10 protein-coding genes are annotated in these 15,059 nt (G+C 39.9%); 2 read left to right on the top strand and 8 right to left on the bottom strand.

The features are described from left to right. Positions 1-388: 388 nt before the first annotated feature. The 5 genes from IPJ83_04235 to IPJ83_04255 form a co-directional block, all read right to left on the bottom strand. On the bottom strand, positions 389-820 hold the full coding sequence (locus IPJ83_04235) for a (4Fe-4S)-binding protein (GenBank protein MBK7879751.1): 432 nt from the start codon (positions 818-820) through the stop codon (positions 389-391). Next, positions 817-1,221: an OsmC family protein gene (locus IPJ83_04240; GenBank protein MBK7879752.1), complete on the bottom strand. Its 405-nt coding sequence runs from the start codon at positions 1,219-1,221 to the stop codon at positions 817-819. Before IPJ83_04240 ends, IPJ83_04235 begins: the two co-directional genes overlap by 4 nt. Before the next feature lie 11 nt (positions 1,222-1,232). Further along, on the bottom strand, positions 1,233-1,802 hold the full coding sequence (locus IPJ83_04245) for a nitroreductase family protein (protein MBK7879753.1): 570 nt from the start codon (positions 1,800-1,802) through the stop codon (positions 1,233-1,235). A 9-nt stretch (positions 1,803-1,811) separates the two neighbouring features. Next, complete coding sequence (locus IPJ83_04250; GenBank protein ID MBK7879754.1) at positions 1,812-2,684, bottom strand: pirin family protein; 873 nt, start codon at positions 2,682-2,684, stop codon at positions 1,812-1,814. Between the two features lie 91 nt (positions 2,685-2,775). Next, positions 2,776-3,795, bottom strand: coding sequence for an aldo/keto reductase (locus IPJ83_04255; GenBank protein MBK7879755.1), 1,020 nt, complete (start codon positions 3,793-3,795; stop codon positions 2,776-2,778). Between the two features lie 514 nt (positions 3,796-4,309). Between IPJ83_04255 and IPJ83_04260 the strand changes: the two genes are divergently transcribed. Both IPJ83_04260 and recQ read left to right on the top strand, forming a co-directional pair. Continuing rightward, positions 4,310-5,779, top strand: a complete 1,470-nt coding sequence (locus IPJ83_04260; GenBank protein MBK7879756.1) for an anion permease — start codon at positions 4,310-4,312, stop codon at positions 5,777-5,779. 72 nt (positions 5,780-5,851) lie between these two features. Beyond that, positions 5,852-8,221 (top strand): DNA helicase RecQ, encoded by a 2,370-nt coding sequence (recQ, locus tag IPJ83_04265; GenBank protein MBK7879757.1) that lies wholly within the window; start codon positions 5,852-5,854, stop codon positions 8,219-8,221. Positions 8,222-8,553: 332 nt separating this feature from the next. Here the strand turns inward: recQ and IPJ83_04270 are convergent, their stop codons facing one another. The 3 genes from IPJ83_04270 to IPJ83_04280 form a co-directional block, all read right to left on the bottom strand. Next, the gene (locus tag IPJ83_04270) at positions 8,554-9,891 is read right to left on the bottom strand and encodes a hypothetical protein (GenBank protein ID MBK7879758.1); all 1,338 of its coding nucleotides are present in this window, start codon (positions 9,889-9,891) and stop codon (positions 8,554-8,556) included. Positions 9,892-10,015: 124 nt separating this feature from the next. After that, positions 10,016-10,714 carry a Crp/Fnr family transcriptional regulator gene (locus tag IPJ83_04275; GenBank protein MBK7879759.1) on the bottom strand — a complete coding sequence of 233 codons (699 nt, stop codon included), beginning with the start codon at positions 10,712-10,714 and terminating at the stop codon, positions 10,016-10,018. 70 nt (positions 10,715-10,784) lie between these two features. Then, the gene (locus IPJ83_04280; protein ID MBK7879760.1) at positions 10,785-14,873 is read right to left on the bottom strand and encodes a gliding motility-associated C-terminal domain-containing protein; all 4,089 of its coding nucleotides are present in this window, start codon (positions 14,871-14,873) and stop codon (positions 10,785-10,787) included. Between the last annotated feature and the right edge of the window lie 186 nt (positions 14,874-15,059).

Genomic DNA, 15,059 nt, shown 5'->3' on the forward strand with positions numbered 1-15,059 from the left:
CTGCCAAGCTCCTATGTCATTCAACCATCATAATTTTGGGAAATATCAGTTTCTGTTGGAGAAGAATGTTGGTAAATTATTACAAGCTCTTTAAATGTATTTTTAAATTGTAGGGGAATGATTAATACGGCTCTGTCTAAAAATTATAGAAAGTTTTAAGTTGGTATTTTCGCAAAACCTTTATGTTAATATTTTAGTTAGATTTTGAAATTTAGTATGAACTCGTTACGAGATCAAAGAATTGAATCTTCGGGATAGTCAAAACTTAAATTTGATTTTTAATTTTTAAAGTTGGAAGTAACTGTTTTAAAGTTTCATGAGGATAAAAAGCAGTAATGCCATTAGGACTAAATAGAGACCATTGAATAATTTTGGTAATATTATAAAATTAAACAAAGTGCTCCCGGTGACTGCCGTCACAATAGGGTTTATTTTTTGAGTGGCCACAGCGGCACAATGCACATTTTTTGGTTTTGGTTTCTTCACGTCCATCCGGGTGTTTGATGATGACTTCTCCAATTACCATTAGAGGGCCCTTGTCCATAACTTCCACTCTGGTGAGCTCTTGTTGAATCTCTTGTGGCTTTTCCTGCTGATCGTTGTAGTAAAAACTCAGCGCTCCACTGGGACATTTATTTATTTGTTCGACGATGCGGGGAGTGTCTGCGCCAGCAGGTTTGATCCAGGGGCGTTCAGCAGGATTAAACACCTCCGGCAATCCTGCGGCACCTCTCCAGCAAATGGTAGAATGGATACACACTTGAGGTTTCCAAACAATGGTGATTTCACCATTGGAATATTTTTTGGTAATTTCTTTCATGCCAATTCACTGGTAATTTGGATAGGGTGGGTCAGTATTTTATGTATGTGACATTTATCTGCAATCTGTAAGAATCTTGTTTTTTGCTCTTCAGAAATAGCTCCTTCAAGTTTAATCTTCCTGTGCAATTTTGTAATGCCCTGTTCTTTATCTTCTTCAAACCAAATGTCTACGTCAACTGCCTCCAGTGCAATTTCCTTTCGGTCTGCATACATCCGTAAGGTGATCGAAGTGCAAGCCGCAAGGGAAGCGCACAGAAGATCGGAGGGCGAAAATCCAAGATCTGCTCCCCCATTTTCCACAGGTTCATCAGCCAAAATTTCGTGTTGGTGATTACTCAGTTGAGTTTTATAAACTTGTTTTTCTATGTGTGCGTGAATGTCTGATGACTTGTTTTCCATCTTAAGGTAGTTTAAAGTATAAATTCATGAAGTTCTTTTCTGTTTCTTGCAGTCAGTTCACGAGTTTTGTAAGGCTCTGCTAGTTTTTCAGCATCATCAAGATATCCAAGAGCAATGACCAGCATGGGTTTTTGCAGATCCGTTAATCCAAATGATTCGATGATTTTAGATTTGTCAAAACCTGCCATTGGATGCGCATAAATATTCATCGAGGTGGCTTGTAAGAGCAACAATGCGTTTGCCATTCCAAGATCGTGATCGGCATAGAAATTAGTTTTTTCATTTTTTTCAAAATGAGTTCTGGCAATAGAAAGGATAAAAGCGGCAGCATTTTTACACCATGGTCTGTTTCCTTCCATCAGTGCCTCATATATCCTTTCAAATACATCGGTACCTTTTGATGCAAGAATGAATTGCCATGGTTGTTCATTATTTGCACTGGGTGCCCAGGAGGCCGCTTCTGCAAGAGTGTGCAAATCTTCGGTGGAAATGCTTTTGGAAGAAAAACTTCGGGCGCTCCACCGGTCTTTGATCAATTCAAGAACAGGGTATTTTGTTTTTGCTTTTTTAATGGAATTCATATTTTAAATTTAAATGCTCATGGGAATTTCCATCAGCAATATTTCTGAAGAACTGTCTGCCTGAATGGTTATCTTATTCGTGTCCCAGATACCAAGCCCATCTCTGGATTTTAAAGCTTGACCATCAATGATTACATTGCCTTGGATGATAAATGCATATACACCATTTCCTTTTTTCTTAATTGGATAATCCAGGGAAACACCTTTATCCAATTGACCCAGATGAAACCATGCATCCTGATGTATCCATACACCTTCATCATCGGGATTGGGAGATAAAATTTGTTGCAGCTTGTTATGTCTTTTCTCTGCTTCCAAAGTCAGCTGATCGTATCGAGGTGTTACATTTTTCTTATTTGGAAAAACCCAAATTTGCAGAAATTTTCCTACCTGGTCTTTGTGGTGATTGTATTCGCTATGCGTGATGCCTGTCCCTGCACTCATCACCTGTATATCTCCATTTCTGATGACGCCCACATTCCCCATGCTGTCTTTGTGCTCTAAAGCACCTTCCAATGGAATCGTGATGATCTCCATATTATCATGCGGATGGGTTCCGAATCCTGTTCCCGGATCAATACGGTCGTCATTCAGTACACGCAACACCCCGAAGTGCATTCGTTCAGGATTGTAGTAATTCGCAAAACTGAATGTATGGTGCGTATCCAGCCAACCATGATTGGCGTGTCCTCGTGTCTCAGCCTGATGTAATATTTTACTTGCCATGATGTTTGATTTTGTGTTTGGAAGATGATTGAACCCAAGAATTTCCAACGGCTTGAGTTCGTCAATGTCATTGTGAATAATAGAACCTATGGCAGAAGAACTAGCCAGGATACCTGTGCCGAGCAGGCCTTTTTTTAAAAAATCTTTTCTGTTCATAATTCAAATTATTTATGTTTCAAAATTAACACGAGTTGATTCTTCTTCCAATAATCCAGTTTATCAATTGCGCTTAATGTAAGACAAGAAACTAGAAGCCTTTTTCAATTTTATCGTAAAAACCACCGTAGGTTACCGTCTTGACCCCATCTTCATTGAAAAAATCACCAGGAAAGCCAAGATCTATCTTGCTGACCTCATGTAATTGCTGCATATGATGCGGTTCCAGTTTGAGGTCGATCGCCTTTATGTTTTCTTGCAGCTGGCTTAGTTTGGTGGCACCTACAATTGGAATTGCAGAAATCTTTTGCTGCATGGTCCATTTTAAAGCCACATGTGAGGCTTCCACACCTAGTTCTTCAGCGACGGCCATAACGACTTTTGTGACCGCTACTGCGCGTTCATTGAGCCTGATACTTCCTTCTTTGATTCTTCCCGGATCACCTTTTAAGTATTTGCCGGTAAGTGCACCACCGGCCAATGGAGCCCAGGGCGTAATCGTGAGGCCATGCTGCAAAGCCATAGGTATAAGCTCTCGCTCTGGGGTTCGTTGCAGCAGAGAATATTCCATTTGGAGCGCAATAAATTTTGACCAACCCATGAAATGTGCAAGAGTTTGCGCTTCACTAATGACCCATGCTGGTGTATCACTGATGCCTATGTAGTTAACCTTGCCCTGTCGTACCAGATCATCCAGACCACGCATTACCTCTTCGACAGGCGTGAGCCGATCCCAGATGTGTAGATAAAGCAGGTCTATAAATTCTGTATTCAATCGCTTCAGGCTTTCCTCTACACTTCGCATCATGTTTTTTCGGTTGTTGCCGGATGCATTGACATTGGTAAGATTGTCATGCAGGGTGTATTTGGTAGCAAGGACATAATGATCTCTGTTGCTGTGTACAAACTCACCTATGATACGCTCACTGGTGCCTTCTGTATAACGATTTGCTGTATCGATAAAATTACCTCCGGCTTGTGTAAAAGCCTCCAATATTTGAAAACTTGTTTCTTTGTCCGCACCCCAATTCCACTCTTTGCCAAAACCCATCGTTCCAAGACATAATTCGGATACTTTAAGACCGCTTCTACCCAATAATTTATAATGCATCTGTGTGGTTTATTTGAAGTATAAGAACAAGTCGTGTATTAAATGGTTCTGAACTGCAACAAGCTTTGTTACCAATGAAGTGGTTTTAAGCTCAAACAGATCAGAAATATTTGTTTTTCGAAAAACCTAATTTTGAAATTCATTTATTTTATCCATCGTAAAAAGACAATATATTCTAGGTTTAAAATGGTAAATGATATAAAGGTTTAGGACTAAAATGAATCATCATCATTTTCTATAAAATGAGTCATTTTTCTTCCATTAATTTTAAAAATTTATTTGCAATTTTTTTTTTCGATTGACTCATGTAATGATCCTATACTACTGGGGTGCTGATGGAAAATGGTAGTTTGAATGGTGAAAAATTTTATTAATTATTACCCACAATAGTTGAATGAATGGTCAAATGTATAATTATAATATTGTGCATTACCATTTTCTTCTTGCTAGTGAAATTGTAGTTATGAATCCTTTCTCCTCATCGAATCTTCTTAATAAATAGATATCTTGCACCATGAATAAAGACCAGAAGGAATTTTATGGAGCAGCCGCCATACTCCTGGGTTTGGTTTTGCATTATTATTTGAATCCATGGGGAATGGACATCAAAGTATTACGCACAATAAGTGTGGGCATTTTGATGATATCGTTTTGGGTAATGGATTTTTTACCTTTGGCTGTAGTTGCATTGTTTCCATTGGTTTTGTTTCCGCTGATGGAAATTGAATCACTGGACAATACCGCAAGACACTATGCAGATCCAATTATCTTTTTATTCATGGGCGGGTTTTTCCTGGCACTGGCCATTGAAAAATGGAATCTCCATCAGCGTATAGCATTGAACATCCTCCGGTTGACCGGTAGCAATGGAAACAGGATCATCCTGGGCTTTATGTTATCTACTTTTTGCATCAGCATGTGGATCAGCAACACCGCAACAACAATGATGATGTTTCCCATTGCATTATCTGTACTCAATCTGGTCCGAAAAACCAATTCAGGCACAAACACCGATGCATTTGCAGTTTCTATCCTGCTCACCATTGCCTATGCTTCCAACATAGGTGGACTTGCCACCATCATCGGCACACCACCCAATGTAGCTTTTGTTGGCTTTTTGCGAGATACGGCCGGCATTGAAATTTCCTTTATGCGATGGATGATAATTTGCTTTCCGGTTGCTTTGATTATTTTGTTTTTATTGTATGTATTGTTTACCCGTTTTTTATTTAAAAACAATTTAGGCGATCAGGAATCCACCGCAGAATTTATTCGCAATAAGATCCTCCAATTGGGTGCGTGGAGTCTTGCAGAAAAAAGAGTTTTAGGCGTTTTTTGTTTTGCCGCCGTCATGTGGATCACAAAAGACCTCTGGGTAATTTGGACCGGCTTACCCATTAACGATACCATGATTGCGATTGCTGCAGGGATACTCTTATTTATTCTCCCCTCAGGCTCTAAAAATACCATAAGTCTGCCTTCAGAAGAAGAGGAAGAACCCATCGCAAGGAATAGATTATTAAACTGGTCCGACACCCACAAAATGTCCTGGGGTATTTTACTAATGTTTGGAGGAGGGCTTACCCTGGCTAAAGGTTTGGAGCATGTTGGTGTGATGAAAAGTTTGGGCGAACATATTGCAAGTATCGCCCCTTCGCAGGAATTTCTATTGATTATTTTGGTTACAACAGTCTCGATTTTTTTATCGGAGATCATGAGTAATGTTGCTCAGGTGATCGTAATGGCACCGATTATTACCACCGTAGCCATAAACCTACAAATAGATCCTCTCCTTTTAGGAATTCCAATGACGCTTGCTGCCAGCTGTGCAGGTATGTTACCTATGGGAACTCCACCCAATGCCATTGTTTTTTCAAGCGGTCGGATACCCTTAAAAAAGATGTTGCGGGCAGGTTTATTTTTAAACCTGATAAGCATTCTAGTGATCAGTGTAGTTTGTTATGTGATTATCCGCTTAAAATAATTGCTCTTTGTGCCTATAGGTACATGATTTTTGTAAATTTGCAGCCACTATTACGAACACCTAAATATTCATATGCAACAAAAATTCGAATTGCTGAAGAAGTACTTCGGCTATACCAGCTTCAGACCTCAACAGGAAGCCATCATCCAATCTATCCTGAACGATCATGATGTTCTGGTCCTTATGCCTACAGGTGGTGGAAAATCCATCTGTTTCCAGATCCCTGCCTTGATCAAATCAGGCATCACTTTGGTAATCTCTCCCCTGATAGCACTCATGAAGGATCAGGTAGAATCCCTCAAAGCCAATGGAATTGCTGCAGAATTTATCAACAGTAGCCTGAGTCCGCAAGAGGAGGTAGAGATTACCAATCGTTGTATGGCAAATCAAATCAAATTGCTCTATGTCTCGCCGGAAAAAGCACTTAGCGTCAGTGCAGGTTTCCTCAGTATGCTCCCTGTGTCCATGATTGCCATCGATGAAGCACATTGTATTTCTCAGTGGGGCCACGACTTTCGCCCTGAATATGCACAGTTAAAAGCTCTGAGATCCATTTTTCCAAATGTGCCTTTCATAGCATTAACTGCAACTGCCGACAAAACAACCAGGAAAGATATTGTACAACAGCTGGCACTGAAAGAACCTAAGCTTTTCGTTTCTTCATTCGATCGTCCAAATTTTCACATTACAGTAAGAAGTAATGTCAAGGAAAAAGACAAAATTGAGGAAATCATTTCTTTCATCAAAGCGCATCCGCAAGAAAGTGGTATCATCTACTGTCTGTCCAGGAAGGGTACTGAGGCTCTTGCCGCAGTACTCGTCCAGTCAGGGATTCAGGCTGCCTATTATCATGCGGGAATGAACAGTGTGGATAGATCCCATATTCAGGAGAAGTTTATCTACGACGAAATAAAAATTATTTGCGCAACCATTGCCTTCGGAATGGGGATTGATAAATCAAATGTAAGGTGGGTAATACATTATAACTTACCTAAAAATATAGAAGGTTACTATCAGGAAATCGGAAGGGCTGGAAGAGATGGAGCTGCTGCAAAAACCATATTGTACTATAACATCAGGGATCTGATGATGCTGAATAAATTTGCTGCAGAAAGCGGTCAATCGGAGTTGAATCTCGAGAAATTAAAACGAATGCAACAATTTGCAGAAGCAAGGGTCTGTCGTAGAAAAATATTGTTGGGTTACTTTGGAGAAAGCTATGATAAAAACTGCAATTCTTGTGATGTTTGCATGGATCCACCCACTTATATCGACGGTACACTCATTGCACAAAAAGCAATTTCTGCATTACTGAGAACCAATGAAAATATTGGGATCAAAACCCTTATTGACATTCTAAGGGGATCCATGAATGCAGAAATTGTGGAACATGGATATGATAAAATAAAAACACATGGTGCAGGACGAGAATATACTTCAGAAGTATGGCAATCTTATATTCTCCAGTTGCTGCAAATAGGGGTTTTTGAAATGGCATATGATGAAGGTTTTTCCTTAAAGGTCAGCCCATTTGGAAGGATGGCTTTAAACGGAAATCAGATCATTGAGCTCACTGCGTTTCAACCAAAAGCCTTAAGAGAAAAAATTGCGGCAGAAGCCATTGTCGAATCAAAACAACCACAGACCATATTCGAATCCTTACGCCAACTTCGAAAAAAAATTGCCGTAGAAATGGGTCTTCCGCCTTACATCATTTTTCATGACAGCACCTTGCAGGAAATGGTAGAAATGATGCCTACCTCGCGTCTAGAAATGATGTTAATTAATGGGATGTCGCATACCAAATATCAGAAGTATGGTTTTCGTTTTGAGCAATTGATCATCGAACTTAAAGGAAAAAACAGAGATGAGGAACAAACACAAATTGATGTAATCCTCAGCGAAGAAAGTGTGTTGAAGTACATCGAAGAATTGAAAAAATATCCTGTAAGAATATCCCATACGATCATTGGTAAAGTTTTGTTGGGTTCAGAAAGGGAGATGATTACGGAGGAGTTAAAGGATTTAAGTTTTTATGGTATCCTAAAAGGCAGGTCCAACTATAAAATGATCAGTCCTATACTCCAGCAAATTTTTAAATCAAATAAAATCACAACCGGTACAGTTGCTGAAATCAATGCACAGAATTTTTTTAGTCTCCCTTCTCAAAATGAATTATCCGATGAAGAAATTCAGGCTGTGAGAAGGCAGGTATCCGGTTTTGATTTGAGCAGACCCGATGATGAAATTGACAATGATTTTATTCTTCAGACGCGCAAGCAATATCCCCGCGCTTATGAATTTTGGAGTGCAGAGGAAAATAATTTGCTATTGGGTTTGTGTAAAAAAACAAACGATCTGGAAGTGCTTGCAGAAATATTGTTGAGAAACCCTAGTTCCATTAAAAGTCAGTTCAAGAAACTGGCAGTAGGGAGATCCTGATTTTTTCATTTAGAGTGAAATGGAAAATGAAGGCAGAATAAAAATGTCACCGCTACTGGTTTTTTATCTAAGTAGTTTTGGTGACATTGGAATGTCAACCTTTTTTGTATTGATGCTATATAATTTTAACGAATGGGTAATTCAATCCCATAGGGATGAAATTTTTATACCCCTGTAGGGGTAATAATATATATGAAACATGATTGAAAAGGGCAGCAACCAAATAGATCACTGCCCTTTATCAAATGTTATCGATATAAAATAAATGTAGGCTGTTATGTTATACTTCGAATTGTATTTGAAAAATTCATATTTTAAATCGTCTACAAAAATCAATTACAACCCATGTCCTGTTTAGATTGAGGGTCACTGTTCGGAAAACAATTTCCCGACAATACCTGAACCGGTTTATACCTTATCAAATTAGGGTCAAACAATCCGTTTTCCAAAAACTCTGTCAATTTATCTATTTCAGTTTCTGTCAAACCAAGAGGCTTGAATTGCCTGTCAATATTGCTTTTAGGAACATCCGGATTTTCGGGTATGGCTAAGTTGAAATACTCCACAACTTCGCGAAGACTGTGTTTGCTGGCACCATGAAAATAAAATCCTATATCTTTTAAGTTATAGAGTTGTGGTACTTTGAATTTATACAAATCATAATCGTTAAGAGAGAAACCACCTCTGCCCTTACTTCTACCATCAGTTGTTTTAAATACTTCGTAGCCATTCTGGTCCAGATTTTTCACCCCAACTCCGGCAAATCTCTGACCATTCAGGGAAGGGCTGTTGTGACAATTTACACATTTAGCTTTCCCAAAAAATAATATAGCCCCTTCTTTTTGTTCGTCGGTCATTGCCTGGTGATCTCCCTTGATCCATTTTTGAAAAGGTGCTTCATTGGTGAGGACCGTTCTGAAATAAGCTGCAATGGCATTTGCTGCATTTTGGACAGTGTAGCGGTCTTTCTCAGGGACATCAGCAAACGCGTTATCGAACAAAGGCGTATAACCCAGTTTGTCCATCAATTCTTTATTGATGACTTGTCGATGAACAAATAAAGCTCTCGGAATTACTGCTTCTAATCCTTCCCTTTGTTCTCTATTAATGGTAGTAAGAGAATCTGCAATGCCCCAGGCGTTTTCTGTACCTACGTTCATTCCAAACGAACCAAATGCACCGTTCCATAGTGCATTTCTGACATAGGCAAGATTAATAGTTGGCAAGGGTCTGGCTCCCTGGGCATCCACTTCAGTACCATCGTAAGAAGGGTTTTTCAATCTTCCTTCCCCGGTATTTCCGAATCCTAACCCACCATCGGCAATTCCTTGAAACCTTCCGGCGGTAAAGTTTTTTTCAGGTACGTGGCAAGTGCTGCAGGAGTAAGTTGCCATGGAAACTGATTTTTTCGCAGCCATTCCCAGTCCTGTTTCAAAAAACAACAATTTTCCCAATCCCACCTTGGCGGAGGTAACCGGATTTTTAACGTCCTGGTTGGGTAATGATTTATAATCTTTGCTGTTGGGCATTGCATACCAATCTGCCTTCCCGTTGAGGCTGTTTTGATTGAGCAAATTTGTCAGCTCTGCATCCTGCTCTGAAATGGTTGTCTCCTTTTTGCAGGAAACAAATGTGTACATCAAAATAACTAATACAAGTAAATTCTTCATAAATGGGATATAAAGTTTAACCAATAAGCGTCAAAATTGAAAGGAATGTTCGGCCGCTTTTGTGACGGATGTCACAAAACTGAAAATAATTCAAAAAAAATTAAAATACCTAGTTAAATCGGAACTATTGCATGAACTTTGACAATCTGGTTTCATCCAGAATTCTAATTTTCTTACCTGCAATTTTAATGATGCCCTCGTCTTGTAGTTTATAAAGTTGACGGGTAGCCGTCTCTCTGGTAGTTCCTGCAAGATTTGCGAGCTCTTCTCTTTTAATGCTGATATTTAGGGTGGATTGGTCCCGTTCATAACCATAATTTTGAACCAAAAAGTGCAAGGCAACGCCTACTTTATCATGAGCCGTTTGTTGAGCAGTGACGGTAATTTTTCGCTCCGCCTCTTTCAATTCCTCAGCCAGCAGATGTGCAATTTTCATGACCAGTTGCCCTTTTTGTTCTGCCAGATTTATGAAGGGCAGCTTCGGAATAAAACAAACCATAGAATCTTCCAGCGCAGACGCAGTGCAGGAATAGGAATCATTGCTGATCAATGCACGATGTCCCATCACATCACCTTCACTCACCATATGGACAATTTGTTCTTTTCCATCATGCCCTATTTGGGATATTTTTATTTTTCCGGAAATCAAGCAAAACAAGCCTTTTGGAAAGGCACCTTCTTTAAACAACTGCTCACCTTTTTTAAATAAGCGACATGTTTTTATTTGATCCAACGCATGAAGATCTTCAGTATTCAATTCATTAAAAATTGAATTTGTTCTGACCTTGCATTTGCAGCACATGATATTTTCTAACTCTATCACTTTAATTTAAATTTGCCGGATCAAGGAATTGAATTTTTAATTTTCATCTTAAACTTACACATCTCATATTTTATCTCATCAAGGTAAAATCACCTGTTAGCAATTGTGTTTGACCATTCTTCCACTCTACTTCCAACACATATAAAAAAACAGCAGGATTAAGTACTTCGCTTTTAAATTTTCCATCCCATCCTTCTGATGGAACATTGGGTTCGAAGTTATTTTTTCTAAAAACAAGTTCACCCCATCGGTCGTAAATGGAAAGAGATTTGATTGTTCGGTAACTGTCTTCCGAAACAATCGGAAATAAGTAATCATTGATACCATCTCCATTAGGACTGAATGCATTTGGCACCCAAACACCTCGTTTAATGATCTGAATTAAAATGCTGGCACTGGCTGTACATCCTTGTTTGTTGGCGTAAGTGATGGTAAAGCTGGTTTCTGTATTGAGTCCTTTAAGATTAGGTTCCGGACAATCTGAACAGCTCAGGAATTCAGCAGGAGTCCATAGGATCCAGGCAATGGAATCTGTTGGAATTGAAAAGACAGGTTTTAGTGTAAATGGATCGCCCGCATTTATTTTTACAGAGCTTGGTAAATTGACGCCGGTAGCAGAGGGCGTAAGGATTTGAAAATCTTTGGAGACAATGCATCCATTGGCATCGGTAACTTCCAGTCTGTGTACACCCGGGGCAAGTCCGGTAAGGTAAAGTTGGTTGATCATTTTTCCATCAAGGAAATAAGTAAATGGTCCTGTTCCTCCAACGATGCTCAGAATGTTTACAGAAGCCTCGTCACCTGTACATTTTGGTTGTTGCAGATCAAAATTAATATCGACAGGGAGATTGGTGTTTTCTAAGATGGTGACGCTGTCCAGACTTTCACAACCATTTGTGGGATTCGTGATGCGCAGGTAATAAGTACCGGCTTTATTTCCTTGCGCATTTAAATCATTTGGATTGCTGACAAGATTGCCATTTGAAGTAGTCCACAATACATTGAAATTTGATCCGGAATTTTGAACAGTGGCCGTGACTGGAATGATGCGTCTCGAACAATTCAACTCTTGTGGTTGCAGGATTCGGATGATTGGTTTTACTTTATTTTCTACTACGGTCACGCTTGTTTCTTCCGTGCATTTGTTTTTTTCATCTGTGACGGTTAATCTGTATTGGCCTGTGCGATCCACCCTTACAAAACTGGAATCAACACCACTGATGATGTTGCCATTCACTGTTGACCATTTGTAGGTTAATTGGGGAGTTTGTCCGTTAGCATTGGATTGAAGTATTACGAAACTCCTAAGGCAATTTATGGTGTCAGGAAGAGGAAGAATAATTGTTGGTTTTGACAAATCCGGAACAATGGTCAACTGATCAAAAGCGACACATCCGTTTTTTATATTTTCTACCCGAAGAGAGTAATCACCCGGTGCGTCCGCCCGAATGGTTTGTGCATTTGAATTACCGTTGATAATACCTCCATTGGTCGTCCACTGAAATGAATATTGAGATGAATTTCCCGTAGCAACTCCTGACAAATTAAGAGAAGTGGTGGCACAATTCCAGACTGCATCGTTACCGGCATTTGCAATTGGGGATAGGGTGTCTACAGATACCTCAACGATAGCCTGCGAACTGCATCCATTGGTTGCATCGGTAACTATCAGCACGTATTGTCCAGGAATTCGAACGGTTGGATTCAACGTCGACGGATTTGTGATGTTTCCACCCGAAGGACCGGTCCACAGTACGTTCAATGGATTTCCGGAGGATGAATTTGCAGAAGCTGATAAGTTGATGCTTGTTTTTTTACAAGTCAGAGTATCTGCTGCTCCGATGGCAATGACGGGTTTGTTAAGGTCAGGATTCAAACGAATGCTGGCCGAATCACTGCATCCATTGTCAACATTAAAGATGGTAAGCTTGTAGATGCCGGGGGCAGAAGCATTAATTTTCGGGCTTCCATTTCCGGACTGTATATTGCCATCAGGAGTAGTCCAATTAAATCTGAGGTTGCTACCGGTACTACTCGAAGATGCATCAATACTGATGATGCTGTCCTTGCAACTAAACAGTAGATCAGGACCTAAAACAACTTGAGGTTTGATTTTATTTTCATCCACGAAGACGGAATCAATGTTTTCACATCCGTTCATTGGATTGGAAACTTTTACAAAATACCAACCCTTTTGATCAACAACCGGAGAAGGTGTATTTCCACCTGATAAAATATTTCCGGTTGGGGTAGACCACAAAAATATTACGGAATCTTTTGGATCAAAATTTGCCTGGAGTTTGATGGTAGTTTGATTGCAGTTTAGCAAACTGTCTTTTCCTGCATCCACAAAAGGTAAGATTCTGGTATCGATGATTTGAAGACTGTCCAGAATCTCGCATCCATTTCTATCATTCACCAACCGAAGTTTTACTTTTGCTTTGGAAGAAATAGTTTTATTATTCAAATCATTTTCCACCGGAAGTTTGGTGTTGTCAATTTCCCAATAGTAATAATAGAATCCGGGTAAGTTGGGATTCATGTTAGTGACTATGGCAAAATCTTTTTTACAATCTATGCTCAGGTCCGGACCTAACTCCAGCATTGGTGGAAACGTGTCTGTCTCAACCAGTTTTGTGGCGCTGTCCATGCAAAAATTGACGGTATCTATAATTACCAGTTTGTATAAACCATTTTGACTGGAAGTAATTGAATTTTTATTGCTGATCGTGTTTTGATCCGGAGTGATCCAGGTCAATAACGTACGTAAAGAATCTCTCAAGCCGGATATTAAATTAACTTGTGTCTTACGACAATCCAACAGGCTGTCACCAAAAATTTTTGCAACCGGTCTGAGGGTATCTGCTGTAATGTCTACATCCATGATAAGAGTACATCCTGAATTGTTGTCCGTAACAGTTACCACATATTTTTTTATTTCCTTCACAAAGACAGACTCGGTATTTTGTCCTTGGATGATTGAGGAGTCAGGAGACCATTTATAGGAATAATCACCACTGCCAGAGGCCATGTCTACATCAATGGAAATACTGTCACCGCGGCAATTGATTTTACCATTGGCGACCACGGATCCCACCAAGATATCCGGCGCAATAAATTCGATGGATGCTTCTTGTTCACAAGTTGTATTGCCATTGGTATAAATTACTTTCACGGTATAAATTCCGGATCCGCGAGCTTTGGCAGTCAATCCATTTTGGGATAGAATTCTGCCTACATCAGTAGACCATTCATAACGAATATTCGGTCCGGTGGATGAACCAAGTGCGGTGAGATCAAAAGGCTCGGAAGAACATTTTGGTTTTTTAAGGATGTCTATTTTGGCTTTGAGGTCAATGATTTCGACCACCACCTCATCCATGTCGGTACACTTTTCGAAAAGTGCGACATCATCAATTGCAAAATCATTTCCTCCCCGAATTCCGGATCCTTCATTCATACATATTTGGGTAGATCCTGAGGTCGCAGTAAAACAATATTCAAACCGCTCCCAATTGCATAAACTGGCTGCCTGAACACCGCCAACGGACATTCCATTGATTTTAATGTTCAATTGCCCCGGATTGCTTGACACCACAGAGGTATGCCAGAATTCAAACAAGTACATTCTTCCGGCGACCGTGGGGATGGTTTGACACCAGAAATTCGTTCCGGCCGAAGGGTGCCCATTCAGCAACAACATGTTTCCTCCGCCAGATGTATGGTCACCACAGGGTGCGAAGCCTCCGTTCCATGAAGAAGGGTTATTGGTTACAAAATATTCTCCTTCGGTAGTGTTCGTAAAATTATAGGTATAGTTGGATGAAAAGCCTGTATTGCCGGCTTCAAAATCTCCGTTGGTGATCAGGTTGGTAGTGGATACTCCTTCTGCAGAAAGTTTAAAGGTGTATTTACCCGGCACGCGTGTAGTTACGAGGGGATCCAGTACATTGGGGCTGCTTAGGTTGGTGGAAGGCGACCACATAAACTTGGTGTAGTTACCCTGAATGGAGCCTTGAAGCTGAATGATCTGGGAAGGATCACAAATGACCATATCAGGTCCTGCATCAGCGTCTAAACCTGCACATTGTGCTTTGATTTCAGTGAGCGGGAATATTATCAATAAAAACGAAAGGAAAATTAAAAATCGGTAATTCATAAATTTTTGGCAAGATCAGTTATTCATTTATACATCCTGGAATGCCGGCCCTAAAAGTAAGCATATTCTTTTATCCTGTGTATCCGGATATCCAAATTTCATTCCATTTCATAGATCGGATAATACATTTGGGTACTTTTCTACATGCGAACTTTGCTCATCAGAAATATAGACTTCGCCCTGGGC

The sequence above is a fragment of the Candidatus Vicinibacter proximus genome (genome assembly GCA_016713905.1).
GTDB lineage: Bacteria > Bacteroidota > Bacteroidia > Chitinophagales > Saprospiraceae > Vicinibacter > Vicinibacter proximus.